Source organism: Hartmannibacter diazotrophicus (assembly GCF_900231165.1).
Lineage (GTDB): Bacteria > Pseudomonadota > Alphaproteobacteria > Rhizobiales > Pleomorphomonadaceae > Hartmannibacter > Hartmannibacter diazotrophicus.
In genome coordinates this window covers 825,383-851,307 of the sequence record NZ_LT960614.1, presented here as the reverse complement: position 1 = coordinate 851,307, position 25,925 = coordinate 825,383, and the positions used below count along the sequence as shown (strand labels likewise).

General features: G+C 61.6%; 23 protein-coding genes, 3 tRNA genes, 1 pseudogene and 1 CRISPR repeat array. Of the genes and pseudogenes, 19 read left to right on the top strand and 8 right to left on the bottom strand.

Translation table 11 applies throughout. The annotated features are described in order from the left end of the window. Window positions 1-25: 25 nt before the first annotated feature. From HDIA_RS04045 to HDIA_RS04040, 3 genes and pseudogenes are all read right to left on the bottom strand, one after another. Complete coding sequence (locus tag HDIA_RS04045; protein ID WP_099554615.1) at window positions 26-1,909, bottom strand: proline racemase family protein; 1,884 nt, start codon at window positions 1,907-1,909, stop codon at window positions 26-28. A 66-nt stretch (window positions 1,910-1,975) separates the two neighbouring features. Next, entirely contained in the window at window positions 1,976-2,224 is a 249-nt protein-coding gene (locus tag HDIA_RS25145; protein WP_157775278.1) for a hypothetical protein, read from the bottom strand. Window positions 2,225-2,388: 164 nt separating this feature from the next. Then, window positions 2,389-2,755, bottom strand: a pseudogene (locus HDIA_RS04040) (DDE-type integrase/transposase/recombinase); the annotation flags it as partial. Between HDIA_RS04040 and HDIA_RS25140 the strand changes: the two are divergent. Both HDIA_RS25140 and HDIA_RS04030 read left to right on the top strand, forming a co-directional pair. Then, entirely contained in the window at window positions 2,751-3,125 is a 375-nt protein-coding gene (locus tag HDIA_RS25140) for a hypothetical protein (protein ID WP_157775275.1), read from the top strand. The pseudogene HDIA_RS04040 and the gene HDIA_RS25140 overlap by 5 nt on opposite strands. Before the next feature lie 679 nt (window positions 3,126-3,804). Further along, window positions 3,805-6,549 (top strand): CRISPR-associated helicase/endonuclease Cas3, encoded by a 2,745-nt coding sequence (locus HDIA_RS04030; RefSeq protein WP_099554608.1) that lies wholly within the window; start codon window positions 3,805-3,807, stop codon window positions 6,547-6,549. A 128-nt stretch (window positions 6,550-6,677) separates the two neighbouring features. Continuing rightward, window positions 6,678-8,658: direct repeats of the CRISPR family, unit length 29 nt; unit sequence GTGTTCCCCGCACACGCGGGGCTGAACCG. Window positions 8,659-8,718: 60 nt separating this feature from the next. Here the strand turns inward: HDIA_RS04030 and HDIA_RS04025 are convergent. Continuing rightward, the gene (locus HDIA_RS04025) at window positions 8,719-9,537 is read right to left on the bottom strand and encodes a recombinase family protein (RefSeq protein ID WP_099554606.1); all 819 of its coding nucleotides are present in this window, start codon (window positions 9,535-9,537) and stop codon (window positions 8,719-8,721) included. A 216-nt stretch (window positions 9,538-9,753) separates the two neighbouring features. Between HDIA_RS04025 and HDIA_RS04015 the strand changes: the two genes are divergently transcribed. Next, window positions 9,754-10,248 (top strand): hypothetical protein, encoded by a 495-nt coding sequence (locus HDIA_RS04015; RefSeq protein ID WP_099554602.1) that lies wholly within the window; start codon window positions 9,754-9,756, stop codon window positions 10,246-10,248. On the opposite strand, the gene HDIA_RS25135 is transcribed toward HDIA_RS04015, so the two are convergent. Both HDIA_RS25135 and HDIA_RS04005 read right to left on the bottom strand, forming a co-directional pair. Continuing rightward, window positions 10,214-11,890, bottom strand: a complete 1,677-nt coding sequence (locus HDIA_RS25135) for a DUF6538 domain-containing protein (RefSeq protein ID WP_157775273.1) — start codon at window positions 11,888-11,890, stop codon at window positions 10,214-10,216. The genes HDIA_RS04015 and HDIA_RS25135 overlap by 35 nt on opposite strands. Window positions 11,891-11,982: 92 nt before the next feature. After that, window positions 11,983-12,057: transfer RNA gene (locus tag HDIA_RS04005), tRNA-Thr, on the bottom strand. A 252-nt stretch (window positions 12,058-12,309) separates the two neighbouring features. Between HDIA_RS04005 and HDIA_RS04000 the strand changes: the two genes are divergently transcribed. The 11 genes from HDIA_RS04000 to HDIA_RS03950 all read left to right on the top strand — a co-directional run bounded on the left by HDIA_RS04000 (window position 12,310) and on the right by HDIA_RS03950 (window position 20,438). Beyond that, window positions 12,310-12,525: a hypothetical protein gene (locus tag HDIA_RS04000; RefSeq protein ID WP_099554597.1), complete on the top strand. Its 216-nt coding sequence runs from the start codon at window positions 12,310-12,312 to the stop codon at window positions 12,523-12,525. Between the two features lie 303 nt (window positions 12,526-12,828). Then, the gene (gene murA, locus HDIA_RS03995; protein ID WP_099554593.1) at window positions 12,829-14,118 is read left to right on the top strand and encodes a UDP-N-acetylglucosamine 1-carboxyvinyltransferase; all 1,290 of its coding nucleotides are present in this window, start codon (window positions 12,829-12,831) and stop codon (window positions 14,116-14,118) included. 144 nt (window positions 14,119-14,262) lie between these two features. Next, a complete protein-coding gene (locus tag HDIA_RS03990; RefSeq protein WP_099554590.1) occupies window positions 14,263-14,694 on the top strand; it encodes a DUF2948 family protein in 432 nt (143 codons plus the stop codon). 165 nt (window positions 14,695-14,859) lie between these two features. Continuing rightward, window positions 14,860-16,152, top strand: coding sequence for a histidinol dehydrogenase (gene hisD, locus HDIA_RS03985; protein WP_099554588.1), 1,293 nt, complete (start codon window positions 14,860-14,862; stop codon window positions 16,150-16,152). Window positions 16,153-16,181: 29 nt separating this feature from the next. Next, complete coding sequence (locus HDIA_RS03980; RefSeq protein WP_245884150.1) at window positions 16,182-16,679, top strand: UPF0262 family protein; 498 nt, start codon at window positions 16,182-16,184, stop codon at window positions 16,677-16,679. Window positions 16,680-16,685: 6 nt separating this feature from the next. Further along, window positions 16,686-17,135, top strand: a complete 450-nt coding sequence (locus HDIA_RS03975) for an arsenate reductase ArsC (protein ID WP_099554584.1) — start codon at window positions 16,686-16,688, stop codon at window positions 17,133-17,135. A 323-nt stretch (window positions 17,136-17,458) separates the two neighbouring features. Continuing rightward, on the top strand, window positions 17,459-17,677 hold the full coding sequence (gene infA, locus HDIA_RS03970) for a translation initiation factor IF-1 (protein WP_027673809.1): 219 nt from the start codon (window positions 17,459-17,461) through the stop codon (window positions 17,675-17,677). Between the two features lie 102 nt (window positions 17,678-17,779). Then, complete coding sequence (locus HDIA_RS03965; protein WP_099558690.1) at window positions 17,780-18,391, top strand: Maf family nucleotide pyrophosphatase; 612 nt, start codon at window positions 17,780-17,782, stop codon at window positions 18,389-18,391. Between the two features lie 39 nt (window positions 18,392-18,430). Continuing rightward, entirely contained in the window at window positions 18,431-18,658 is a 228-nt protein-coding gene (locus tag HDIA_RS03960) for a DNA gyrase inhibitor YacG (RefSeq protein WP_099554582.1), read from the top strand. Window positions 18,659-18,988: 330 nt separating this feature from the next. Beyond that, window positions 18,989-19,064, top strand: a tRNA-Phe gene (locus tag HDIA_RS03955). A 174-nt stretch (window positions 19,065-19,238) separates the two neighbouring features. Then, window positions 19,239-20,438 carry a tyrosine-type recombinase/integrase gene (locus HDIA_RS03950; protein WP_099554580.1) on the top strand — a complete coding sequence of 400 codons (1,200 nt, stop codon included), beginning with the start codon at window positions 19,239-19,241 and terminating at the stop codon, window positions 20,436-20,438. A 35-nt stretch (window positions 20,439-20,473) separates the two neighbouring features. On the opposite strand, the gene HDIA_RS03945 is transcribed toward HDIA_RS03950, so the two are convergent. Continuing rightward, complete coding sequence (locus HDIA_RS03945; RefSeq protein ID WP_099554578.1) at window positions 20,474-20,665, bottom strand: hypothetical protein; 192 nt, start codon at window positions 20,663-20,665, stop codon at window positions 20,474-20,476. A 21-nt stretch (window positions 20,666-20,686) separates the two neighbouring features. Beyond that, window positions 20,687-20,763 (bottom strand) — tRNA-Pro (locus HDIA_RS03940). Between the two features lie 95 nt (window positions 20,764-20,858). Between HDIA_RS03940 and HDIA_RS03935 the strand changes: the two genes are divergently transcribed. From HDIA_RS03935 to HDIA_RS03915, 5 genes are all read left to right on the top strand, one after another. Beyond that, window positions 20,859-21,062, top strand: a complete 204-nt coding sequence (locus HDIA_RS03935) for a helix-turn-helix transcriptional regulator (RefSeq protein ID WP_099554575.1) — start codon at window positions 20,859-20,861, stop codon at window positions 21,060-21,062. A 10-nt stretch (window positions 21,063-21,072) separates the two neighbouring features. Continuing rightward, window positions 21,073-21,711, top strand: a complete 639-nt coding sequence (locus HDIA_RS03930; RefSeq protein WP_099554573.1) for a DUF1441 family protein — start codon at window positions 21,073-21,075, stop codon at window positions 21,709-21,711. Next, window positions 21,689-23,788 carry a phage terminase large subunit family protein gene (locus tag HDIA_RS03925; RefSeq protein WP_099554571.1) on the top strand — a complete coding sequence of 700 codons (2,100 nt, stop codon included), beginning with the start codon at window positions 21,689-21,691 and terminating at the stop codon, window positions 23,786-23,788. The genes HDIA_RS03930 and HDIA_RS03925 overlap by 23 nt, the downstream gene beginning before the upstream one ends. Window positions 23,789-23,862: 74 nt before the next feature. Next, entirely contained in the window at window positions 23,863-24,072 is a 210-nt protein-coding gene (gene gpW / locus HDIA_RS03920; protein WP_099554569.1) for a gpW family head-tail joining protein, read from the top strand. Then, window positions 24,069-25,802 (top strand): phage portal protein, encoded by a 1,734-nt coding sequence (locus tag HDIA_RS03915; protein WP_157775270.1) that lies wholly within the window; start codon window positions 24,069-24,071, stop codon window positions 25,800-25,802. Before gpW ends, HDIA_RS03915 begins: the two co-directional genes overlap by 4 nt. The last annotated feature ends 123 nt before the right edge of the window (window positions 25,803-25,925 follow it).

The following is a 25,925-nucleotide window of genomic DNA, read 5'->3' as shown; positions in this document are numbered from 1 at the left end:
TGCCTCGGCGGGATGACGGCATGTCTCAGAAGCCGCTGCCCAAGGGATCGTCCTTCTCGAGCACCAGCGTGGTGACGCCGTGAATGTTGGCCCGCCCGGCCACGCGGACCGTGCAGGCAGCGTCGGAATTGCCCTGGATTGTTTCGGCCAGCACTTCTCCGGCGAACCGGCCGCCGAAAAGACCTTCCACCTGGTAGCGCTCGCCGGGGACGATCCGGCCCTGCGCCAGAAGTTGCGCCATGCGGGCGGCAAGCCCTGTCACGCCGGGCGACCGGTCGAATTTGTGCTTGTCGATGGCGAGGAATTGCCGCGGCAGGCCATCATGCGGTTCCTGACAGAAGAGCACCGCGTCCAGCGGAGCGCCGTAGCCGCCCTCGCCCCGGTTCCATGCCGATTTGATCGCATCCGCCAGCGTCAACAATGCGTCGACACCTTCCTTCGTCAGATCGAGCCCGACTTCACCCGCGTCGATGAGGCCGTAGCACAGCCCGCCAAAGGCCGGCTGGACACGGATCGTCCGTCCGCCAGCCTCCACATCGTCGGCGGGTCCGAGCAGCCACGCGGGCAGATCGAGACTGACGTCGTCGGTCGCCTCATCCAGGTGAACGGTCACCACACCAGCCGGGACTTCTACGGTGAACCGATCGCGGCCGCGCAGCCGGCCAAGCGCCTTCAGGGCCTTGGCAAGCCCGATGACGGCATGCCCGCACATGGCCGGATAGCCATAGGACGCCAGGAACATTGCTCCGAAATCCGCGACGTTCGACTGGACAGGGACGAGGCCAAAGGACCCGGCGTGACCGCGGGGCTCCTGCAGCAGAAGGCTGCGGAGATGATCGTGACGCGCGCGGAACTGCTCCACCTTGTCCGCGACCATCGGCCCGTCGAGCCCGTCGAGAGGCTCAATCAGGATACGGGTCGGATGGCCTCCGGTATGGGTCTCAACGACACGGTAGGTCTGCGTGCCATCATCCAGCACGATGCTCGGCGAGCCTTCGCCAAGTCCGCCACCGATCCGCGCGCCCAGGCCAATCCGATGATCAGCCTTTTCAAAGCTCATCGATCCGAGGCGGTGACTGTCGGTATTGACCCAAAGGACGACCGCGTCGCTGTCGCCGGCATTGCGCCAACGGTGATCAAGCCGGCTGCTGAAATAGGCGCCGTCGCCGCGACCGAGCACTTCGGGCTGCCGCCCGGCCAGCGTGATCTCGAGCTTACCATCCAGCACATAGATCAGCTCTTCGCCTTCGTGGGAGTAGAAGCCGTCGCTCTCCCTGCCCGGCTTGATTGTCCAGACTTCAGCGTCCATCAACCGGCGCGACACGGTCAGCTGCTCGATGGTGACGCCCGGTCCGAAGGAGCCGACCAGCCGCCCCTTACCATGGCGCACGATGGGACTGTCCGGCTCGTTGGTTCCTCCGAGCAACTCGGCCAACGAACAGGAGAATACCGCACCGATGGCACTCAGACGGGCCGGCGACAGGAACGCCTGCCCCCTTTCGAACATGCTGAGATGCGACTGCCCGATTTCGGTGCGCTCCGAAAGCTCGCGCAGCGACATATCGGCACTCTTTCGCAAGGCACGAACCTTGGCACCGATGCGATTGAAGTCGGCCCAGGTTCCGCCGTCCGGGACTGACTGCTCGGACGGCTTCGGCAAGGTCTCTTCCTGACCCTGCAGCTCGCGCCGGATGGCCGAGAGCCCCAAACCCGAGACACGCCGAAGGCGCTCGATCTGACGAACTTTCTCGATGTCCTCCATGGAAAACGAGCGATGACCGCCGTCCGACTTGAACGGCGTGATCAATCCCTGATTTTCCCAGGTCCGCAGCGTCGAGACCGCTACGCCCGTGACGCGTGCGACATGGCCTATCGAGAAGGGATTTCTGTCTTTGGCGGAGGTCGTCATAAAAATCTACACATCGCATGTCGATTTCTTGAATTCTTCAGACGGTAGATAGATTTATTGAAACCGTCAAGACCGAATCTCGTCGGCTTCGATCGCCCTGACTTGCGGCTGGAAATTCAGGAACACAGAGGGCTCTTCGCACTGACGAACATACGAAACTGAGAAATGAATTCTTGAGCACCGAAATGCCCAACGAGCAGCTGATGAGGAAAATCCGCCGAGCAACCCGGCAGCATTCCACGTCGAAAGACTGTCGGTGTTCAGCGCCAATGAGACAGTTTCGGCGTAACGGATAGAGGAGGATTTCTGGCTCATCCCAGTCCTCCAAAGAGCGAAGATGAGACGGAGATCCGAGATACAGAATGGGCCGACGGCGAAGGCCATCAAAGACATCTGAACCGCTCCGGGCCTGCGGGAGGGCCGTTCGTCCTAAGTTACGCCGCCATCTCCGCCTCAGTGAGCTTGGCGGAGAAGCGTTCCTATGCTTCGGCCGGCGGGACATTACCGATGGGCTCCACCAATCGGCTCTTATTGAACCAGTCCACCCAGGTCTGAGTGGCCAACTCGGCTGTCTCGAAGCTTCGCCATGGTCCGCGTCTATCGATCACTTCGGCTTTATGGAAGCCGTTGATCGTCTCAGCGAGCGCGTTGTCCCCCGGGTCGAGCCCGAGGGCAGGCTGCACTATCTCCGACGCTGCAGACGGAAGGCTCGATGCCGGCTTCCACCAAGCGCTCGGTATAGCGGATGCTGACATATTGCGATCCGCGGTCCGAATGGTGCACGAGGCCGCCGCGATGAGCCGGCTGGCGATCATGCAGCGCCTGTTCGACAGCATCGAGGATGAAACTCTGCTACTTCACCATAAAACCATTTTATTTCAATAATTTAAATGAAATAAGTCTCTACTTTGCAACACGATACATCACTCGGCAACATTGCCCATTGGTCAAGTTTCAGCAAAAAGGAATATTCTCCGATCGGATCGCCGTCTCAGAACAGATGTCCGAATTGAAAATCACACCATCCAGAGGACTATGGCAGCAAAACAAGAATGGAGAGCAAGAGCAGCAGCTGCAGAAAAAGCGTCCATTGCAACTGTTTCAGTTCCCTGCTGAGGGCCAGCAAGTTTTGATTGCAGCTAGAAGATCTCCCACGACTGCCGAGCATACAGCCAGCAACCTCTTCGGTAGCCGCAAGGGAATCTTCATCCGATAAGCCGGCCGAGCGCAGAGCCCCGTAGAGCCTGCCAGAAACAATCTTCATCTCAAATGCCCCCTCTTGTGGTCTGCCCCACCGGTTGGTCCGGCATAAAACGTAGCGCAGAGTCGGTCTTTGAGCCATGGTTGGTTCGACCACCGTAGACTTTCCATAGATCGGAGCCGGCCAAAGCATGAGTTCCGTCGCTCTGAGCACTAGCCGAAATTCTGCTGTCTCGGTCCATTGCTTTGTTGACTGATGACCGAAGTCCTAGATTGAAAACATACTCCCAACCATGGTCGCTCGGGTGTCTCCATGAAATAACCTGCCATCCTTGGAATAGCCCACCTTATATATACCCAAATCACCCTATATGACTTAGCAGCCGTCAATTCCCTCAGCTCAATCCTAAAATATAAACACACCCTTGGATGCGCGAATTTCCTGGATAAAATTCTTCCATGAGATTTATATACATTAAAATACATTAATAATTATCGCTTCTATTTAAATAATATTTTTGTCTCGACCTAATATATCAATCCAAGGTCGGTTCACTCGCTGCAGCTCAAGCTCAAGGGACTTTCGACGCGACTTGCGTCAGTCTTGCCCGCTATTGATACCTGTATATCTGGTTGGCCGGGTCCCCTCCCTCCTCAACAAGGGCTTCCGGAACAGAAACAGACGAGCATCGGACATGCATCTCGATTATTGGGGCAAGGCGCGGCCGACTGTTGATCGGAGCACGCGCTGCCATCCGGTTTCCTATCATTGCATGGACGTTGCGGCTGCCGGCGAAGAGCTGCTGCGGATTTTTCCTGCGCTGGTCAATCGAGTGGCGGGCGAAAGCGGGGCGCCGACGAAGGAAGCGGAGCGCTTTCTGGTCTTTCTCGCGGCCCTGCACGACATCGGTAAATTCTCACGCGGGTTTCAGGCCAAGGTGCCGGAGCTTTTTCCCGAGTCGCTTGGCGTGGTTGCAAGCCAAATGCCGGACGGGGATCACACGGCGATCGGTCGCGCGCTGCTCGAAGGCCCTCTTTTCAGGCGGCTCCGGGCGCTGGTGCCAGGCCTTTCTCATGAGGCATGGCTGGCCATGCTGCCTGCGGTCTGTTGTCATCACGGACGACCAAGACCAAGCGCCGACACGTCCATTTCCGAAGTTGGCGCACCAGCGGTCGCTTCGGCCGATGCATTCCTGATGGAGATGGCGGGCGCCTTCCTCGACAAGCCCCCGATGACACTGACGCTTGGCGAGCGTGCCGCACGCCGCCTGTCATGGCAGCTTGCGGGCTTCGTCAATCTTGCCGACTGGATCGGCTCCAATGCCTCGATCTTTTGTTATGAGGCACCGGATTTGTCCGTGGCCGACTATCTGGAGACGATCGCTCGGCCCCGCGCGCGAAAAGCACTCGCGGTCTCGGGACTGGCCCATCGGAGGCCGTCCAGCGCGACGGGGCTTGCCGCCCTTGCGCCGACCCTTTCCAGGCCCAGTCCCCTGCAGGCCTTCGCCGAGAAGGTCGCCCTGCCTCAGGCAGGTCCTTGCCTCATTCTCGTCGAGGATGTGACTGGTGCCGGCAAGACCGAGGCCGCGCTGATCCTTGCCCACCGTCTGATGCAGCAAGATAGAGCCGACGGCCTTTTTGTCGCGCTGCCGACCATGGCGACCGCGAATGCCATGTACGACCGGTTGGGGACCCTCTATCGACGTCTCTTCGACACCCAAACCTCGCCCTCCCTTGTCCTCGCCCATGGCGCGCGCGAGCTGCATGAGGGCTTCGTTGCCAGCATTCTGGAGACAGGCAGCGAGGAGACGCATGCCAGAGGCAGGCTGCGAGACGACGAGCTAACAGCCTCGGCCGCCTGCGCGGCGTTCATCGCGGACGACAGGCGCAAGGCCTTCTTCGCCGATGTCGGGGTCGGCACGATCGACCAGGCCTTCCTTGCCGTCCTGCCGGCGAAATTCGCGGCGCTGCGCCAGTTCGGCCTGTCGCGCCGGGTGCTCATCGTCGATGAGGCCCATGCCTATGACGCGTATGAGAGCGCGGAGCTGGAAAAGCTCATCGCCTTCCACGCGGCCGCCGGCGGCAGCACGATCGTGCTGTCGGCCACCCTGCCGGAAAAGACCAAGGAAAAACTCGTCAAGGCTTTCCACAGCGCAAATCGGACAAGAGCGAGATGGCGAGAGAGGTCCGACCGTTATCCACTCGTCACGATCGCCAGCAACGACGGAACGGTCGACTGCACGGCGCTTGCCACGCGCAAGGTGCTGGAACGGAGATTGCCGGTCGCACGGCTCGAGAGCGAAGCGGAGGCGCTTGATGCGATCGAGGCGGCGGCCAGATCCGGGGCGACCGCTGCCTATGTCCGCAACACGGTCGACGATGCGCTTGCCGCCCACGCGGAACTTGCCCGGCGCGGCCTCGCCCCCATGCTGTTTCACGCCCGCTTCGCCATGACGGACCGGCTCCGGCGTGAGGGCGAGGTTCTGACCGCCTTCGGCAAGGCCTCGGAACCGCGAGAACGCAGATGCTCCGAAACGGGGCTCGGCCGCGTGCTTGTTGCAACGCAGGTGGTGGAGCAGAGCCTCGACCTCGACTTCGATTGCCTCGTGACGGATCTCGCGCCGATGGATCTTCTCATCCAGCGCGCCGGGCGGCTGTGGCGTCATCCCGGACGGGAACGGCCCGTCACTGCGCCGGAACTTCTGGTCGTCGCGCCCGAACCGGCCGATGACGCCGACGACCGGTGGTTCAAGACGATGTTTCCCCGCGCCGCCTTTGTCTACAGGGACCATGGCCGCCTGTGGCTGACGGCGCGCCAGATATTCGAAGCCGGCGAACTGGCAACACCGGGCAGCGTTCGCGATCTGGTCGAGGCCGTCTATCGCGGCGATGCCGACACCGCGATTCCGCCGGGCCTGCTGAATCGGCACGACACGGCGCATGGCGGCGAACTCGCCGAGGCGGCCACAGGGCGACAGAACACGCTCGATCTTGCGACGGGCTATCACGAGGACAGCGGCACCTGGACCAGCGACGCCCTCATCCCGACCCGGCTTGGCGATCCGCAGACGATCCTGCGCCTTGCGCGGATCGAGGCCGGCGCCCTCGTTCCCTATGCGCCGGTAACGCCCGTCTGGAGCGGGCCGGAGGCGGCGCAGCGAGCACTAGCGCGCGCCTGGGCGCTTTCGGAAGTCCGTGTCCGGACGGCGCGAGTCGGCGGGCGGGGAGACTATGAGCCGGCCATCGAACGGGCGGCCGCCGGGATCGAAGCGCTCTGGCGCGACGTCGGCGATGCGGCGGTGCTGCTGCCACTCGCCGCCGGAGACAGCGGCTTCAGGGCGCTCGGCCGGCGGGGCACGGAGCCGACAGGCCGCGCCGTCGGCCTCTCCTATGATGCGCTCACCGGCCTCGGCTTCGAGCCGGCCGGGGATGAGGCCTGAGAGAGGGTTGATCGCAGCGTTAAAAGGCGCATCCTTGGGGTCAGTTCTGCTCTGCAAAACGGGCACCGAAAGCCGGTGCGTTCTTTGACACCGAAAATACGATGCTGGAACAATGATTTCCAGGAAGAGTGTTCCCCGCACACGCGGGGCTGAACCGCGTGGACGAGCGCCCCGAACGGCTGGTGAGCAGTGTTCCCCGCACACGCGGGGCTGAACCGGCTGGACGCCGGAGCACGACGACTCCCACGTCGTGTTCCCCGCACACGCGGGGCTGAACCGGTCTTCATGAACCAGACCAGGACCAAGGCCAAGTGTTCCCCGCACACGCGGGGCTGAACCGGACAACACCTCCGGCGCCGATGTGGAGCTCAGGTGTTCCCCGCACACGCGGGGCTGAACCGCCCTACGGCATCATCAGGAAGAACAGCGACGTGTGTTCCCCGCACACGCGGGGCTGAACCGGAATACCTGTCCCAGGTCGAAACACTGATGCGGTGTTCCCCGCACACGCGGGGCTGAACCGAATCAACCGGCAATCGCCGATGATCTCCTCGCGTGTTCCCCGCACACGCGGGGCTGAACCGTCAGTCGGCGCTCTGTGACGGTCATTACCGTCGTGTTCCCCGCACACGCGGGGCTGAACCGAACGAGCAGAAGCGAAGAGGCCGACCTAGATCGTGTTCCCCGCACACGCGGGGCTGAACCGCTCGCATAGTCGTGTGGGTCAAGTTCACGGGCGTGTTCCCCGCACACGCGGGGCTGAACCGCCTTAGCGCAGGACTGGTCACGCGAGATGGAAGTGTTCCCCGCACACGCGGGGCTGAACCGTCGGCGGAGACCTTCAGGATCTCCATGTCGGTGTGTTCCCCGCACACGCGGGGCTGAACCGCTGGGCGAGATGAGCTGGCATCCCCAGGCCAGGTGTTCCCCGCACACGCGGGGCTGAACCGGCGGCGGTCAAGGCCAATAGGATAAGAAACCCGTGTTCCCCGCACACGCGGGGCTGAACCGCGACCGGAGCGCATGCGCAACTACATGCGAGAGTGTTCCCCGCACACGCGGGGCTGAACCGGGCTTTCAGTCCGTTCCCTGCGGGCGCGACGGGTGTTCCCCGCACACGCGGGGCTGAACCGCTTGGGCTGTGGCTCCGTGGCGGCGTGACAGGGTGTTCCCCGCACACGCGGGGCTGAACCGCCGGTCTCCTTGTCGACGAGCGTGATCTTCTCGTGTTCCCCGCACACGCGGGGCTGAACCGACGGGATGCTCGTCCTGCGTCGTGGCGTGCATGTGTTCCCCGCACACGCGGGGCTGAACCGCTCGGGAGCTGACCTTCATGCTGGAGTTTCCAGTGTTCCCCGCACACGCGGGGCTGAACCGGACGGAACGGCGAACACGACATCGCTGACCATGTGTTCCCCGCACACGCGGGGCTGAACCGACGTTCGGCATGACAACGCCGTCGCCGCAGTAGAGTTCCCCGCACACGCGGGGCTGAACCGATCGAACTGGAGTCCTTCTCGATGCAGTAGGCGTGTTCCCCGCACACGCGGGGCTGAACCGGACGTGGACTGAGGCACCCACTTCGTACCGCCGTGCTCCCCGCACACGCGGGGCTGAACCGGCGGGGCAGGTGGTGTCGAGCCGCTGGCGCCTGTGTTCCCCGCACACGCGGGGCTGAACCGGCTGCCATGGAAGAGCGCCGCCGCAATGAAGAGTGTTCCCCGCACACGCGGGGCTGAACCGACGACTATCTTCGCAGGCACAACGACGCAACGGTGTTCCCCGCACACGCGGGGCTGAACCGCGGCCGGAGCGGATGCGGGAATATCTGAACGAGTGTTCCCCGCACACGCGGGGCTGAACCGGCTGTCGATTTCTACGACGCGACCGGGACTTAGTGTTCCCCGCACACGCGGGGCTGAACCGCATGCCGGGCAACAGCACGTCGCCTCATATGGGTGTTCCCCGCACACGCGGGGCTGAACCGTATCTGAAGCTCTACGGCGGCGGAGTGCCAAAGTGTTCCCCGCACACGCGGGGCTGAACCGGCATAGGCCGCGGACGTCATGCTCGCCACCTGGTGTTCCCCGCACACGCGGGGCTCAAACGGGTTGTTGGTGGACTACGGTCTAACCACCATGCGATGATAGCCAAGGCACTCCACTGGCATCAAAACCTCCCCCAGTTGGGGTTGAGCGCAATCTGGCGTGCTATCTCGTCTTGAAGATCCGCCTCATTCGATTTGTCATCCGCTAATCGCACATCAGAAGCCTCACTTGGTGCGGGGGATGGCCGTTTTGCTTCCAAAATCACGATGCGATCCAATGGCCGGCGGATGGTGGCAGCGGTCCAGGGCATGCCCCGAGGAGATCGATAACCCATTCGGTTCAGTTGATCGGCGATTTGGCGCATCGTCCGGAAACCTTTCTCTTTCAGGTCCCGCACCACGGGCAAGAGATTCCTCGCGACTTCATCGGCCTTCTCGCTGTTTCGAGCCGCCCCCAGACGCTGCGCCTCATCAAGATTGGTCGGATTTCCAAGACGCACACCACGCTTCTTAATGTCAGCAAGGGCAGATTTGGTTTTGGAACTGATGTTGTCTCGCTCCTGCTGGGCACGACGACTCCTCGCCATAATCACAGCTTTGTCTACACGTTCCCCATCTCGGGCACTGATGAGCTCGACACCGCTGTTGCGGATGAACTCCTCCAAGGTCGAAGTGTGGCGGGAGAAGCGATCAAGACCATCGACAATGATCGGCACGCCAAGTTCCTTCGCCATCTCAATCGCCGCCTGAGCGCCCGGGCGACTGGAAAGACTGTCCTTGCCCGCGCCGGTATGGGTGTCAGTGAAGATCTCGACAATCGTGCGCTTGGTCGCGCTCGCGTACGCACGAATGCTCTCCTCTTGCAGCAATCGGCCTGCGCCGTCGTCTTGCCCGATAGTCGATACTCGCGTGTATCCAATGGCCTGCCTAGTAGCTCTCATAACGCCTCAGCTGGTTGAAACACCTCTATATGATACCTTTTTGAGATGCGCATTTCAATCGTCAACGTTTCTGGGCTTTCTTTAGGCGTGTTCATTTTTGAGTTGAGCTTGTGTGTCATTGGGCGCCCAACGACATGGCATTCCTTGACGATGAACATCCCGTCGAGTAGATGCATCTATCTTCCTTCACTCGACACCTACAGGATAGATACGTCTATGAAGAAGGTCCGCAATAACGACTATTACCTGAAGGTCATGGAGCGCAATCACCCCGCCGTCTATGCCGACTACAGAGCCGGCAAGTATGCGAGCGTTCGTGAGGCACGCCAAGCTGCTGGACTGTTGAGCAGCCGCACACGACTTCACGAGCTCAAAAATGCCTGGTCAAAATCCACGCTGGCTGAGCGGAAGGCATTCTTGAACTGGGTTCGGACGAATTCCCAACCGGCGGTCGGCAAAGCTACCCGAGGTTCATCGACCAAGCCGACGCCGATGGTCCAAGTTGTCGACAAGGAAGGCAGGCTCCTGCCCAATGCCAGAGCCCGAATTCTGAAAGAGATCGCGGACCAGGGGCTTACTCAGTCGCAACTGGCCGACGCGATCGGCATCTCTCGGCTCGATATTTCCGTGCAAAATGCTCTCAAGCGCGACCAGCGACTGCTCAATGCTGAAACCGTCAAGAAGCTGCGGGCGTGGCACTCACGGCTGTAATGTCAATATCATGAGCTTCTGCGACGGCTTCGTTGTCCAGGCTGCTACCAAGTATTTCGATGAAGGGAAATCCTTCGATCGCGTTGGCTTTGGCCACCAGGGGCACTCGTCCATATTTGTCACTGGCTGTTCTGCCCGTATGACCCTGAATTGCATCGGCAATGGTTGGGTCAACACCTAGCCCTCGCGACAGGGTCTTGAATCTGTGCCTGAACCCATGGTTGGGATCGACGGAGCTATCAAGAATGCCGAGTGATCGAATCCATTGGGCGATCTTTCTAGCAGTCTGCTTGGCTGGGTGAGATTGCCCGTTGTGTCCCTCGGGCGAATAGAAGAGCGGCCCCTCTTTACAAGACTCCACGAATCCAAAAAAGCCAATTTCTAAGAGTTGCTTGTGAATTGGCACATCCCGAAATTGACCATTCTTGACGCTGCCAGCATCGGGCGAAATTCTAAGATAGGCTATGCCCTGCTCCACTCGAATATCGCCTTTTCGCAGTTGGCATAGCTCGGCAACGCGTGCACCAGTGAAGGCACACAGCCAAGGGATCCACCTTTTGGCTGCCGTCAGGTGAGGCCTTTCGCGAATAATGCCATTGGCACCGAACGGACGCGGTGCATAGTTGAGCGCGGCAGTCAGCACGAGTTGTGCTTCTCTTTCGTTGTATCCTGGCTCTCGACTGAGTTCGGGCTTCGGCATCCGGACTTTGACGCTAACGGCTGGATTGTCCGGCAGTCGCCCGTTGTCGACTGCCCATCCCAGCACAGCCTTTAGCGAGGCGAGACACGAGTCGCGCACCGTCTTTGGCGACCGTTTTGTAAGCAGGTCATCCTTCCAGGCGATAATGTCGTCTCTTGTAAGTCGGCTCGCATCGTCATGACCCAGGAAATCGACTAGTTGGCGAAAGATTGGCCGCCATCGCTTCTCTGCCTCATGCCCGCGATTGGAGAATTGAAGCTCGCGCACGTAATCAGCCAGCAGATCGAAAAGAGAAGCGTGATGTTTCGTTGGTTCGGCTTTGGCTGCCGCGATAGGCCGCTCCAATTCCGGGTCGGCAGGCTTGCCTGCGAAGTTGCCCTCGTCCCGCTCCATGACGCGCGCAAGAGCTTCGTACTGGCCTGCAGCGATGGCTCTGGCCGCTTGTCTCCACGGCGGCGAGCCTTCGTCGGCAACCAGATGACCACGACGCCGGAAGTCATCAAGATAGGAGCCAATAGCCTCGACTATGCTCTTATCGTCAGCGGTTCCGGATTTAATTGCTCTTAGGTCATGAATCAAAATGTCATCGACGAGACCGATGGCAGCAAGCGGGTGACCGCTGTTGCGAACATCCTCATCGAATTTGATCAGTTCCTGATAGTGAAGGGCCGCGAGTTCATGTGGGAGAAGGGGTTTTCCCTGCGGCTTGGATGATGCCGCAGGAGTGCCGCCCCCAGAAATCTCATTTCGTGCTTTGTCGATTTGTGCATGAAACTCTGCCAGCGCCTCATGGAGCCGCTTTCGAGCTACGACGAGGTCTGGCCCTAACGGCTTTCGCAATTCGCGCTTGTTGCCGAACTTCGAACGCAGAGGCTCGGGGATGACGAGCCGAGCCCAATACCGGTTTCCGCGCCGGAGCAGATGCGCGTCATTTTTTGCCATCCAACAGGTCCATTTTGTACATCATTTTGTAACATCAAAATGGACAAAGATGCTTGAAAAGCAACAGCTTTTTGATTTGTAACGGGAAAAGCTGGTGCTGTGAGAGAGGATTGAACTCTCGACCTCTCCCTTACCAAGGGAGTGCTCTACCACTGAGCTACCACAGCCCTGAACCGGCGGTGCAACGCAACGCCAAGGGGTTGGCGAAACCGTTGGTTCCGCGAACGGGCGTTCTACTGCCATACCTGCGGGTCCCTTGCAAGCCGAAAGAGCAGTGATTTTCGTTCGCCCGCGCGTTCCCGCGCCGTTTTCGACAGGCTGGCGGCGAATTCCCTGCGACGATCTTGCCAAGCATGGCGCAGACTGGCATCGCAAGGCACAAGAGAGCAGGCGAACGAGACATCGACCGGACGAAACGCATGACCGACGACAGGACCAAGGACGGCAACGAAACGCGCGAAGACAGGCTGGCGGCCGCGCTGAGGGCCAATCTGCGCCGTCGCAAGGGACAGGCCGACAGCAGGCGCGGCGGGCGCGGCGACAAGCGCAGCGGGATCGCGCTGGCTGAAGGCGACGATCCGGCGGATTTGCAGGCAGGCTCGAGCGATTCCGAAGCCGGCGGGAACGACGACTGATATCGGGCAGCCCGAACGGGCGGATGTGCCAGGGAGTGTGTGCCGGGGAGTGCCGGGGAGTATCAGGCATCCGCCTCACCGCGCATGACGTTCCGGGCCGCTTCCGGGCAGATTTCTTGAGAAAATGCTCCGAATGAGCTAGACCCGCGCCAAATCCGGCATTTTGCCGGCTCTCGGCATAAAATGGCCTTCAAGAGATGATTCGGGTGACTCACTCGAAGACACGGGGTTCCGGACACATCGGACCGAGAGAGACATCGGGCGAAGGCCGGTGCCCGCTTGAGACGCGGGCAGGAGACACGCATGGACAAGATCAGGATCGTCGGCGGCAACGAACTCAATGGCGTCATTCCCATTTCCGGCGCCAAGAACGCCGCCCTGCCGCTGATGATCGCGAGCCTACTGACCGACGAGACGCTGACGCTGGAGAACGTGCCGCGCCTTGCCGACGTCGCCCTTTTGACCCGCATCCTGACGAACCACGGCGTCGACTATTCGCTCAACGGCAAGCGCCCCGGCGAGGATCTGCTGACCGGCCAGACCGTCAATCTCACCGCCCGGTCGATCGTCGACACGACGGCGCCCTATGATCTTGTCTCGCGCATGCGGGCAAGCTTCTGGGTCATCGGGCCGCTTCTGGCACGCATGCACCAGGCCCGCGTGTCGCTTCCGGGCGGCTGCGCCATCGGCACGCGGCCGGTCGACCTCTTCCTCTTCGGCCTCGAACAGCTCGGCGCCAAGATCGACGTCGACAGAGGCTATGTGATCGCCGAGGCGCCGGGCGGCCTCGTCGGCAACCGCGTCGTCTTCCCGAAGGTCTCCGTCGGCGCGACGCACACCATCATGATGGCGGCCACGCTCGCCAAGGGCGAGACGGTGATCGAGAATGCGGCGCGCGAGCCCGAGGTCGCCGACCTTGCCCGCTGCCTCAACGCCATGGGCGCGAAGATCTCCGGCGCTGGTACCTCGACCATCACGATCGACGGCGTCCAGCGCCTGCGCGGCGCGCGCCACCGGGTCGTCTCCGACCGGATCGAGACCGGCACCTATGCGATGGCCGTTGCGATGACCGGCGGCGACGTGCTCCTGGAAGGCGCCGAGGCCGACCTTCTGGACGAACCGATCCGCGTGCTCCGTCAGGTCGGTGTCACGATCGAGGAGACGAACCGCGGCTTGCGCGTCAAGCGCAACGGCGGCGGCCTTGCTCCGGTCGATGTCGAGACACAGCCCTTCCCCGGCTTTCCGACCGACCTGCAGGCGCAGTTCATGGCGCTGATGACCAAGGCCAAGGGCTCGTCCGTCATCACCGAGACGATCTTCGAGAATCGCTTCATGCACGTGCAGGAACTCGCCCGTTTCGGCGCCCATATCCATCTCGACGGCCAGAAGGCGACCATCGAGGGCGTGGAGCGGCTCACGGGCGCGCCCGTCATGGCGACCGACCTTCGCGCTTCGGTGTCGCTGGTGATCGCCGGGCTTGCTGCGGAAGGCGAGACGACCGTCTCGCGCGTCTACCATCTCGACCGCGGTTTTGAGCGGCTTGAGGAAAAGATCAGCCGCTGCGGCGCGGTGGTAGAGCGGATTTCGGCCTGACCGGCCAAGGAAACGGGCCAGTCGCCGGCGTCGAACGGTTTTCCTGATCCGGTGGCTTCCTGTATAAGGCGGACTCACGCTCCGGCCATCTTCGGCCGGATGCCTCCGCGTTCCCTTCCTGAGCCCTCCGGATTCGTTCCCGCCATGTCAGCCTTGAAGCTTGCCGCCCTCGATGCCGAAGACCTCGCGGTCCTTTCCGCCCATGTGCAGGACGCCGTCCTCAAAGTCGGCGATATCGACTGGCAGCCGAAGTCCAAGCGGATGGTCATCGCGCTCAACCGCTTCGTCTGGGAAGAGGCCGGCGGCAAGCGCAAGGAGTTCGAGCGCCGGCGCGCCATCCTGCATTTTGCCCGCGTCGAAAAGGTCACCACCCGGAACATCCGCCGCGAGGCGAAGGACGCCGTGCTGGAGTTGCTGGCCGTGCGCTTCGAGGAGACCGACGCGCCGGCCGGACATGTTCTCATCGACTTTTCGGGCGGCGGCGTGCTGCGTCTCGATGTCGAGTGCATCGAGGCGGGCCTTGCCGACCTCGGCCTTGCCTGGGGCACCGCGCACAAGCCGGCCCATGGGGAATGATCGGGCCTCGCCGCCGGTTTCGAAAAGCCGCTGCTTCGAATTGTCCCAAAAGCGGTTCCCATTTCTTGGCCCGATGCTCTAAAAGGTGCGCAACGTCACACGCCAGACGTGACGCGACATAATCGAGCGCGGGCCAAAGCCCCGCGGCAGCGAGGAGCAGAAGCGGTGGCGATACGCCTTGACGACCGGGACGCCGATTTCGAAGCGCGCTTTGCCGCGTTTCTGACCACCAAGCGCGAAGTCTCCGAAGACGTCGATCAGGCGGTGCGCGCCATCATCGAGGATGTGCGCACGCGCGGCGACGCGGCGCTCGTCGACTATACCCGCCGCTTCGACCGCTTCGACGTGACCGCCGACACGCTGGCGATCACGAAGGCTGAAGTCGACGCTGCCGTCGCCGAGGTGCCCGCCGCAACGCTCTCGGCGCTCGAGCTTGCCCGCGACCGGATCGAGGCCCATCACGCCCGCCAGAAGCCGGACAGCGACCGCTACAGGGACGCTCTTGGCGTCGAGCTTGGCTCGATCTGGACCGCGGTCGAGGCGGCCGGCCTCTACGTTCCCGGCGGCACGGCAAGCTACCCCTCCTCCGTGCTGATGAATGCGGTACCGGCGCGTGTCGCGGGTGTCGAGCGCCTCGTCATGGTCGTGCCGACGCCGGACGGCAAGCTGAACCCGCTGGTGCTCGCCGCGGCGCGGCTTGCCGGCGTCGACGAAATCTACCGCGTCGGCGGTGCGCAGGCGGTCGCGGCGCTTGCCTACGGCACCGAAACGATCCGTCCGGTCGCCAAGATCGTCGGCCCCGGCAACGCCTATGTGGCCGCCGCCAAGCGGCGCGTCTTCGGCACGGTCGGCATCGACATGATCGCGGGGCCGTCCGAAGTCCTGGTCATCGCCGACCACGACAACAATCCGGACTGGATCGCCGCCGACCTTCTGGCGCAGGCCGAGCACGATACGGCGGCGCAGTCGATCGTGATGACCGACAGCGCGGAGCTTGCCGATGCGGTCGAGGCCGCCGTCGAACGGCAGCTTGCCCGCCTGCCGCGCGGCGAGGTTGCCGGTGCAAGCTGGCGCGACTACGGCGCCATCATTCTCGTCGAGGATCTGGCGCGCGCCATGCCGCTCGCCAACCGGATCGCACCCGAGCATCTGGAGCTGGCCATGACCGATCCGGAGGCGCTGCTGCCCTTCGTGCGCAACGCCGGCGCGGTCTTCATCGGCCATCATACGCCGGAGGTCATCGGCGACTATGTCGGCGGCTCCAACCACGTGCTGCCGACGGCGCGCTCGGCGCGGTTCTCGTCGGGCCTGTCGGTGCTCGACTTCATGAAACGAACGTCTATCTTGAAATGCAGTCCGGAAGCGTTGCGTCATCTGGGGCCGGCGGCAATCACGCTCGCTGAAGCCGAAGGCCTTGACGCACACGCGCGCTCGGTCGCCATCCGGCTGAACCTTTGACCCCCTGACCTTCGCGGCGGGAGCCTGGCATGAAAGCAAACGGCATGGTCGGAAACGAAGGCCATGGAAGGCTGATCGACGTCGTCCTCGACGAAACCTCGATCGCCCCCTCGACACCGGATATCGAGCATGAGCGGCGCGTCGCCATCTATGACCTGATCGAGGAAAACCGGTTCGAGCCGGTCGGCAAGCCGCAGGGCACCTTCAAGCTCAAGCTCTCGATCGTCGACCGCAAGCTGGTCTTCGACATTTCCGACGCGGACGGCGAACCGGTGGTCACCCATATCCTGTCGCTGACCCCTTTCCGCCGTGTGGTGAAGGACTATTTCCTCATCTGCGACAGCTACTACCAGGCGATCCGCACCGCGAGCCCGAGCAAGATCGAGGCGATCGACATGGGCCGGCGGGGCCTGCACAACGAAGGTTCGCGGCTCCTGATGGAGCGGCTGGAGGGCAAGATCCGCATCGATCTCGACACGGCGCGCCGCCTTTTCACGCTGCTCTGCGTGCTGCACTGGAAGGGGTAAGGAGTGATGGAGGCCGGGGCGCGCCCGGGTGCCGTACTCTTTGCCTGCAGTCTCAATTCGGTGCGCTCGCCGATGGCGGCGGGCATTGCCCGCTCGCTGTTTCCCGGCAAGATCTATGTCCGCTCGGCCGGGGTCCGGCGCGGGTCGGTCGATCCGTTTGCCGTCAAGGTGATGGAGGAGGTCGGCATCGACATTCGCCAGCACCGGCCGCACACCTTCGAGGATCTGGAAGACATGAACTTCGACCTCGTGGTGACGCTCGCCCCGGAGGCGCATCACCGGGCGCTGGAACTGACGCGCTATTATGCCGTCGACGTCGAATACTGGCCGACGGCCGATCCTTCGGCCACGGCCGGATCGCGCGAGCAGATACTTGCCGCCTATCGGGGCGTGCGCGACAATCTGACGAGGCGCATCAAGGAACGGCTCGGCTGGGAAGCCGCGCAAACGACCTGATCCGGCCAGGCCTCACCTCCCCTTTGCCGGCTTTACAGCGGAGCCCGGAGGCCCACTCTTTCAATACTGCCGGGCAAACCCCATATCGCAGTTGAAAACCGAGGTTTTCTTTTCATTCGCGATCCGCTAGGTTCCGCGCCAATCAAGGCAGGAGACGGTTCCGCCTGGAACACGTCGGTCTTGTGTTGTCCGTATCCCGACCATGCCAAGCATCGCCGCGCCTCGGACACCACCCAAGAGGCTCCCGCGAGGCTGCCTGACCGCCGGTTCGCCCTCGGGCCGGCTTCTGTCTTATTCGACAGGACTGCAACAAGAGAAGACGCATGACCAAAGAAGAGGTTCTGGAGTTTCCCGGTGTCGTCACCGAGCTCCTGCCCAACGCCACCTTCCGCGTGAAGCTGGAAAACGAGCACGAAATCATCGCGCATACGGCCGGCCGCATGCGCAAGAACCGCATTCGCGTGCTGGCAGGCGACAAGGTGCTCGTCGAGATGACGCCCTACGACCTGACCAAGGGCCGCATCACCTATCGCTTCAAGTAACCGGCTGCTTCAAGCAACCGGCCGCTTCAGGCAACCGGCTCGCTTGCCCGCCCGAGCGCCATTCCCGACCTTCGGAGACCGCCCGTGACCGGCACCAGGGACATGCCCTATCTGGTCCTCGCCTCCGGCTCGCCGCGCCGGCTGGCGCTGCTCGAACAGATCGGGATCGTGCCGGACAAGCTCTTGCCGGCCGATGCCGACGAGACGCCCGACAAGTCCGAACCGCCGCGCAAGCTGGCCGCGCGCCTTGCCCGCACCAAGGCCGAGATCGCGCGCCTGCGCTTGGAGACGGACGGCGAGACCCGCCCGACGCTGGTGCTTGCCGCCGACACGGTGGTCGCCGTCGGACGCCGCATCCTGCCGAAGGCCGAAACCGAGGAGCAGGCGGACGATTGCCTGGCGCTGCTGTCAGGCCGCGCGCACCGGGTCTACACCGGCCTCTGCCTCATCACCCCGCGCGGCACCCGCGAGCGGCTGGTGGAGACGCGCGTGCGCTTCAAGCGGCTGGCAACGCCGGAGATCGAGACCTATCTGAAGAGCGGGGAATGGCGCGGCAAGGCCGGCGGCTACGCGATCCAGGGTCTTGCCGGCGCCTTCGTCGTGAACATCGCAGGATCCTACTCGTCCGTCGTTGGCCTGCCGCTCTACGAGACGGCCTCGCTTCTCGACGGCGCGGGCTACCCTGTCCGGGCCGAGTGGGCCATCCGGGACTGAGCCCGGCCCCATCATTCACCGCCAGCAAGGGAGCCAGAGATGGCCGACCAGCAATCGCGAGCCAAGGCCGTCGCCCGTTGCCCGATCTGCAACGAGCCGACCGACCCCGGCTTCAGCCCCTTCTGTTCCAAGCGCTGCCATCAGGTGGACCTGCACCGCTGGCTTGCCGGCAGCTACCGCCTGCCCGTCGTCGAAGAAGACGACATCGACCCGGCCGACATCGAGGAGCCGAAGGACGAAAAGCAGGACGGGACGGGGCGATCCTGATTCCCGGCCCTCCTGCCGCGATGTCCACGGCCGGCTCGCCGGGGGCCTATGCCGTCCAGAAAACGACCGCTGCTTTCCGGACCGAGCGTCAACGGGCGATTCCCGCCGTCCGTCCTGCAAGGCCCTGATCGGCAACCCGAAACGGCTGCGAGCACCGGTAGACTCCCGCAGCCGACTGGCGAAATTCCCCTGCCCTTTCACTCTTTAGCCAACTCGGCTCATGGAAATGCGAAAGGGCACTGGACAGGCCCGATCAGAGCCTCTATAAGGCCCCGACTTCGGCAACGAACCACGGTTCGACCCTCGCCGAAGCGACCGCATGACGGTCACGCCCAGGTAGCTCAGTTGGTAGAGCATGCGACTGAAAATCGCAGTGTCGGTGGTTCGATTCCGCCCCTGGGCACCATTCCCCTGTATCAGATCATCTCTTGTTGTTTCATAGCCGTGAAAAACCGGCTATTTTTCATCTGGTTGCCGCAAATTTGCGTCCACTAGTGTCTCACTGTGTATCGCTGTATCTCATGCCGAATGACGGTATGGGTGACGGTATCCGAACAATCGGGGAGCATTCTGTACCGTCATGAGCGGACTTTCTGAAATGGCCGTGCGTAAGGCCGCTGCCAAAGAAAAGCCCTACAAGATGGCTGATCGGGATGGGCTCTATCTGCTCGTCAAAACCAACGGCGCGAAAGCCTGGCGCTTCGATTACCGATACGGCGGAAAGCGCAAGACGATCGGCCTGGGGGTGTATCCGGCCGTGAGCCTTGCGACCGCAAGAAGCGAGTTGGTCGAGGTCCGAAAGACCTTGGCGCAGGGGCGCGATCCGAGCGAGAAGCGGCAAAGCGAGCGTGGTGCAAACCTCGACGGGGCAGAGCATACGTTCGAAAAACTGGCCGACGAATACCTCCAGCGCATGCGGGATGAGGGGGTCGCGAACGCGACCTTGACCAAGAACGAGTGGCTGCTGAAGAAGCTTCCCTCCAGGGGCTTTTTGTCTCGACCGATCAAATCCATCACTGCCAGGCATATTCTCGATGAGATCAAGCGATGCGAAAACTCGGGTCGACTCGAGACAGCGCTACGCCTTCGAGCGGTGATCAGCAAAGTCTTTCGGCTGGCGATCGTGACCCTTCGCGCTGACATGGATCCGGCGTCCTTTCTTGTCGGCGCTACAAAGCGGCCAAGGGTGGTCAGTCACGCCGCGGTAACCGATGAGACTAAGTTTGGTGGACTCATCCGGGCCGTGGACGAATATGACGGGTGGCCGACCCTACGCCTTGCAATGATGTTCACGGCACTGACTGCGGCCCGGCCGGGAGAGGTCCGGCATGCGACATGGACGGAGATTGACTGTGAAAAGGCGCTCTGGTCCGTGCCGGCCGAGCGGATGAAGATGCGAAAAGAACATCAGGTTGCCCTGAGCGAGCAGGCAATCGCGGTCCTCAAACAGGCGCGTGAAATCGCCTTCGACACCGACCTGGTCTTCCCGTCGATTCGCTCAAACACAACACCCCTTAGCGAAAATTCAATGAACGCGGCGTTGCGCCGAATGGGGTATCTGAAAACAGAGCACACGGCGCACGGTTTTCGCTCGTCATTTTCGACTATACTCAACGAGCGCGGCTTCGATGCGGAACTGATTGAGACGGCCCTCGCCCACAAGGATGGCAGTGTGCGCGGGATTTACAATCGGGCAAGATACTGGGACGAGCGCAAGAAGCTGATGCAGGCCTGGGCTGACATTGTGGACACGTTAAAGGCGGGAAGCGTCCTGACGTAGCTTCCCGCCTTTGTGCGGTTCAGATACTGGTCCGTTCAGAGCGCCGTCAGGGCGCTTTCAGGGATCCAGTCCTGGACCTGTCGGTCGGTGCCATCGACATAGCGAATGTAATACTGAGGCGCGAGGTCGAGGTATTCCGCGCGGCCAATGACGACGCCGTACTCGCCGCTCATCGAGAGCGCCACGCGCTGATTCATTTCAAACTTGAACACGGCTTTCGGTTCCATCTCGTTCCTCTCAGGGTGAAGTGGTCCGGGCGGCGGGATTTGAACCTGCGACCCCGTGCTCCCAAAACACGTGCGCTACCTGACTGCGCTACACCCGGCCGTTGCTTACGCGCCGATATTTGCTATAGGCCACCTTGCGAGTCAACAAAAAAGTGTCTAAGTTGAATTTCAGTTGATTAGCGAAGGTGGACCAATGAGTGTCGGATTGAGCGACCCGCCCAGGCGACTGCTGCGCGTGGAGAACGTGACCACGATGCTGAATGTCTCTCGTGCGACATTCTACCGGATGCTCAAGAACGACGAGACGTTTCCGAAGCCGGTGAAGATGGGAAAGCTGACCATGTTCTCGGATGCCGAGATCAACGACTGGATAGGCCAGAAACTCAACGACCGGTGAGCGATCGAGCATGTACGGTGGACGCTATAGCGATGTGCTCGGCTTTGATGATGGTGGCCCTGTCCGCAGAGGACAGACAGCACCCGCTGTTGTTCAGGAACACGGTGCTGAAGAGGCTATGCCTCCGACGGATGGTGTATCCGTTGACTGGCTCGCTGCGGCATTCGGCATGAACCGCAAGGATGTTGCCAGCGCCTTGCGCCCGTGCCCCATCAAAAGTCGGAAAGGGGTTCGCAAGTTCTACGATCTGCGAACGGCTGCCGGTTATCTGGTTCGCCCCGAGCGCGAGTTGTCGGCCGCCCTCGCCTCCCTCAAGGCCGACGATCTCCCCGAACGACTTCGAGAGTCCTTCTGGAATGCCAAGATGAAGGAACTGAAGTTCCGCGCTGCCGCTGGCGATCTGTGGTCGACGGCGTCGGTCTTGGACGTGCTCGGCGAGACCTTCAAAGCAATCAAGAAGGCAACGCAACTCTGGGCGGACACAGTTGAAGAGAGCCTCGGGCTCACTCCCGATCAGCGCAACCTTGTCGTCGAACTGTCCGACCGTCTGATGAGCGACATCCAGACATCACTTGTGCACCAGGCGCAATCCAGCGCAACCGAAAGCTATCTGGCGACGCTTGACGATGAAACTGTCCCGTCCGCATGAATTTGCGACCCTGGAAGAAATCGTTATCGCAGCGTCAGAGATGGTGCGCCCGCCAGAGCGTATTACCGTGTCTGAGGCGGCAACGAAGTACCGATATCTGGATAACCCCGGCTCCTACGTCGGCTATTGGAAAAACGAGAAAACGCCGTATCTCGTCGAGGTTATGGACACCCTGACGAGTTTGGACTTCAGAGGGGTCGTCCTTGCCGGAGCGGCGCGAATTGGCAAAACGGACATTTTCTACAACTGGCTGACTCATACTGCCATCTGCGACCCCGCCGACATGATGTTCATCGGCATGACGAAGGAAGTGTCTCGCGATATCTCTCAGGGCGATCTCGGCAAGGTTTTCCGCAACACCAAAGAGTTGGGGAGCCGCCTGATCCCCGGTCGCCATTCCGACAACGTGTTCGACAAGAGATTCAAAAGCGGGATGCGTCTGCTTCTCCGCTGGCCGTCGATCACCGAGCTTTCCGGAAAAACAATACCCAGGTTGTGCCTGGCTGATTATGACCGCATGGAGGATGACATCGCGTCGGAAGGGCCGGCGTTCGATTTGGCGATGAAACGCTCAGAAACCTTCAAGCGTTTCGGAATGACGTTCGCGGAGTCGTCGCCTGGTCGCGAGATCAGGGATCCTAAATGGATCCGCAAGACCCCGCATGAGGCCCCGCCTGTGCATGGCGGCATCCTCTCCCTTTACAATCGAGGCGACCGCCGCAGATGGAACTGGCGCTGCCCCTACTGCGACAACCCGTTTGAGCCGCATTTCGGCCTTCTGAAATACCCGAAGTCCGCGGACAACTGGGAAGCGGCGCAGATGGTGACGATGCAATGTCCGCATTGCCGGATGGACATTGACCCGTCATTCAAGCGCGAACTCAACTCGAAAGGGCGGTGGATCCGCGAGGGCATGCTATGGCTGCCGGATGGATCGATCGTCGGACAGCCGATCCGGACGGATATCGCCTCGTTTTGGCTCAAAGGCCCGGCCGCAGCATTCCAGGATTGGCAGAGCCTTGTTTTCGCCTATCTGCAGGCCGTCGATGTCTACGAAAACACCGGCGACGAGAACCCCCTGAAGAAGACCGTAACGGCGGATCAGGGCGAGGCTTATCTACCGAAGGCATTGGCGGAATCCCGCTCATCTGAAAATCTGATGGAGCACGCCGAGGACTGGGGAACGACGAAAGAGAATCCGACGGTTCCGCCCGGTGTCCGTTTTATCATCGCAACGGTTGACGTGCAGTCGGGCTCCCGGTCCGGGTTTGTTGTGCAGGTCACCGGTTTCGGCCTGCACAACGATGCCTGGGTCATCGACATGTTCCGTCTTCTCAAGAGCGAGCGGCGGGACGAGGACGATGAACGCCTGCCGCTCGATCCGAGCGCCTATGCCGAAGACTGGGATCTGCTGATCGGTGAAGTGATCAAACGGAGCTACCCCCTTGCCGATCAGTCAGGCCGTCGCATGTCAATCAAGTTGACCGGCTGCGACTATGGCGGCAAGGAAGGTGTCTCGATCCAGGCCAGGGAGTTCTGGCGGCGGCTTCACACCGAGCACGGCCTATCGAACCGTTTCCAGCTCGTCAAAGGCGACCCACTGAAAACGGTGCCCGCCTATACGAAGAAGTTTCCTGACGCGAACCAGAAGGACAAATTCACGGCGGCGCGTGGTGATGTGCCTGTCGGCTTCATCAACTCGAACGATATGAAGGATGCGCTGAACGGCTTTCTCTCGCGTCAGGATAAAGGTGGCGGATACTGGACATTCCCGATCTGGGCGCCGAAGTGGTTCTACACTCAGATGACATCTGAAGTGCGCACGGACAAAGGTTGGGAGAAGCCTGCCAATCACCGGGTCCATAACGAGGCGTGGGACTTGTCCTATTACGCCCTGGCGCTGCTGCGCCATGAGGAAGTCCGGGCCTTGCGTGCCGGTTTCTGGGATAAGCCCCCGCCGTGGGCAGCCGAGTGGGACAAGAACGCACTGGTTTTCGGCGAGCAGGATGAGAACCCGGTCATGCCTGCAAAACCCAAGAAATATGACCTCAGCGCGCTCGCAAAGCGCCTCACCTAAATCAACAAAAAAGTTGCTAACCAACCATATGTTGATTATAGCCTAGTGATCATTTCAAAACCTATGGCGGCGCCATGACTCTGCAGGAACGACTTACGGACGCTGAAAACGCCCTGCATGATTGGCAGACGGGCCGCGGCGTTCTGGAGGTCGTTGACCAGAACGGTGAGCGCATCCGCTATTCGGCCGCCAACGTTATTCGCTTGCAGAATTACATCGCCGATCTTCGCCGGCAGGTGAATGAAACGTCCATTGCCCCGATGCAATTCTGGGGGCGCCCGTGAAGAATCCACAGCGATACGCGGATGTGTTGGGGCCGTCGTCCGACGACCTCGGCACGCTCGCGCCGTCCGGTGTCAGGGTGCCGGGCGGCGCGAGCAAGGAGATGGCGATTGTTGGCGATGCCTATGAGGGGGCGTCCCGGAAGTCGCGCGAACTCGCGATGTGGAACCCGCCGAGCCGGTCTGCCGATCAGGACATCCTGCCTCAAAAACGCCTCGCAGATGCGCGTGTCCGCGACACGATCAACAATGATGCCTATGTGCGTTCCGGGCAGACGATCCACAAGGACCACATCGTCGGCGGCAAATACATTCTCAACGCCAAGCCCGTGTCGCAGATCGTCTTCGGCAAGGACGACGAAGTCTGGGAGGAAGAGTTCCAGACAGAAGTCGAAACCAAGTTCGGGCTGTGGGCAAACTCGCGCGCGCATTGGGTTGACGGGGGTCGACGGAACACTTTCACGCAGCTCATTCGTCAGGCCGTCGGCACGTATTTCGCCACAGGTGAGGTTCTGGCCGCGGTTGAATGGATCCGGGACGACGCGGAAATCCGCCCGTTCAACACGGCGATCCGCATGCTCGACCTTGACCGGCTGTCGAACCCGGCACTCGGAGGTTCGAACCCGTTCATCGTTGGTGGGGTCGAGGTCAACAAACGACATGTCCCTGTTGCCTACCACGTGAGAAAAGCCCCGCCAGGAGCATACTGGCTCGCGTCGCAATACGAGTGGGAGCGGATCCCGGCCAAGAAGCCGTGGGGGCGCCCGCAGGTCATCCATCTTTACGAGCAGACCCGCCCCAATCAGACGCGGGGCATGGCACCATTGGTTGCCGCGCTCAAAGAGATGCGGATGACGAAGGATTTCCGCGACATCGTTTTGCAGAATGCGGTCGTCAATGCGACCTACGCGGCCTCGATCGAATCCGATCTCGATACCTCGGTCATTTTCCAGCGCCTCGGCGGCGGCAACGTCGGCAACGGTGACCTGTCGCAGCAGATAGACGAGAGCGTTACCAGCTACATGGCGGCCTACCTCGGGGCGGTCGATTCCTACATCGGTGCGAGCGACCAGTTCCAACTTGGCGGTGTCCGCATTCCGCATCTACCGCCAGGCTCGAAGCTGCATATGCAGCCGGCCGCGAAGGGTGGCCCGCTCGGGACCGACCTTGAAAAGTCGCTCCTCCGTCATATCGCTGCCTGTCTCAACGTCTCCTACGAGCAGTTGTCGCGCGACTACAGCGAGACCAACTATTCGTCCGCGCAGGCGGCCATGGGCGAGACCTGGAAGCACATGCTGGCCTGCAAGGGCCTGCTCGCCGACGCCTTCGCGTCGATCGTCTATCGCTTGTGGCTCGAAGAAGCAATCAACAGTGGCATGATCGAGTCACTGCCGCGGCGGCTCGGGAATGACAGCGCCTGGCTCTACAAGCCCTTGGTCATGGAAGCCATCACTGAATGCGAGTGGATCGGCGCCGCGCTCGGCCAGATCGACCAGCTCAAGGAAACGCAAGCCGCCTCGCTGCGCATGAAGTTCAATATGACGACGCTCGAAAGCGAAGTCGCGCGGCTCGGCGGCGATTGGCGGCAGGTTCTGAAGCAACGCGCCCGCGAGCGCAACCGAGCCGAAGAACTCGGCTTGCGGGATGCCGCCGACACGCAGGACAACTCGGTGAACGCAGCTTCTGGAAGCGTTAGCGCTGCCGCAGGGGAGAACAATGACAACGCCGCTTAACCCCCTGATCGCCCGTTTCGACGGGCAGCCGGCTCTGGTCGCCATCGAACAGGCAACCCGCTTTCAGTCCCTGGTTGTTGAGGGAGCGAAGGTCTACGACAAGATCGTAATGTCGAGCGACCG

Excerpts from the sequence above, each read along its gene's own strand:
- HDIA_RS03975 (WP_099554584.1), top strand. The coding sequence starts at position 16,686 with ATGGAGGCCGGGGCGCGCCCGGGTGCCGTACTCTTTGCCTGCAGTCTC.
- HDIA_RS03965 (WP_099558690.1), top strand. The coding sequence starts at position 17,780 with ATGCCCTATCTGGTCCTCGCCTCCGGCTCGCCGCGCCGGCTGGCGCTG.
- HDIA_RS03950 (WP_099554580.1), top strand. The coding sequence starts at position 19,239 with ATGAGCGGACTTTCTGAAATGGCCGTGCGTAAGGCCGCTGCCAAAGAA.
- HDIA_RS25145 (WP_157775278.1), bottom strand. The coding sequence starts at position 2,224 with ATGAGCCAGAAATCCTCCTCTATCCGTTACGCCGAAACTGTCTCATTG.
- HDIA_RS03990 (WP_099554590.1), top strand. The coding sequence starts at position 14,263 with ATGTCAGCCTTGAAGCTTGCCGCCCTCGATGCCGAAGACCTCGCGGTC.
- HDIA_RS04025 (WP_099554606.1), bottom strand. The coding sequence starts at position 9,537 with ATGAGAGCTACTAGGCAGGCCATTGGATACACGCGAGTATCGACTATC.
- HDIA_RS03930 (WP_099554573.1), top strand. The coding sequence starts at position 21,073 with ATGTACGGTGGACGCTATAGCGATGTGCTCGGCTTTGATGATGGTGGC.
- HDIA_RS03945 (WP_099554578.1), bottom strand. The coding sequence starts at position 20,665 with ATGGAACCGAAAGCCGTGTTCAAGTTTGAAATGAATCAGCGCGTGGCG.
- HDIA_RS03935 (WP_099554575.1), top strand. The coding sequence starts at position 20,859 with ATGAGTGTCGGATTGAGCGACCCGCCCAGGCGACTGCTGCGCGTGGAG.
- HDIA_RS25140 (WP_157775275.1), top strand. The coding sequence starts at position 2,751 with ATGAAACTCTGCTACTTCACCATAAAACCATTTTATTTCAATAATTTA.
- HDIA_RS04045 (WP_099554615.1), bottom strand. The coding sequence starts at position 1,909 with ATGACGACCTCCGCCAAAGACAGAAATCCCTTCTCGATAGGCCATGTC.
- HDIA_RS25135 (WP_157775273.1), bottom strand. The coding sequence starts at position 11,890 with ATGGCAAAAAATGACGCGCATCTGCTCCGGCGCGGAAACCGGTATTGG.
- HDIA_RS03960 (WP_099554582.1), top strand. The coding sequence starts at position 18,431 with ATGGCCGACCAGCAATCGCGAGCCAAGGCCGTCGCCCGTTGCCCGATC.
- gpW (WP_099554569.1), top strand. The coding sequence starts at position 23,863 with ATGACTCTGCAGGAACGACTTACGGACGCTGAAAACGCCCTGCATGAT.
- HDIA_RS04015 (WP_099554602.1), top strand. The coding sequence starts at position 9,754 with ATGAAGAAGGTCCGCAATAACGACTATTACCTGAAGGTCATGGAGCGC.
- HDIA_RS04000 (WP_099554597.1), top strand. The coding sequence starts at position 12,310 with ATGACCGACGACAGGACCAAGGACGGCAACGAAACGCGCGAAGACAGG.
- murA (WP_099554593.1), top strand. The coding sequence starts at position 12,829 with ATGGACAAGATCAGGATCGTCGGCGGCAACGAACTCAATGGCGTCATT.
- HDIA_RS04030 (WP_099554608.1), top strand. The coding sequence starts at position 3,805 with ATGCATCTCGATTATTGGGGCAAGGCGCGGCCGACTGTTGATCGGAGC.
- infA (WP_027673809.1), top strand. The coding sequence starts at position 17,459 with ATGACCAAAGAAGAGGTTCTGGAGTTTCCCGGTGTCGTCACCGAGCTC.
- HDIA_RS03925 (WP_099554571.1), top strand. The coding sequence starts at position 21,689 with ATGAAACTGTCCCGTCCGCATGAATTTGCGACCCTGGAAGAAATCGTT.
- HDIA_RS03980 (WP_245884150.1), top strand. The coding sequence starts at position 16,182 with ATGAAAGCAAACGGCATGGTCGGAAACGAAGGCCATGGAAGGCTGATC.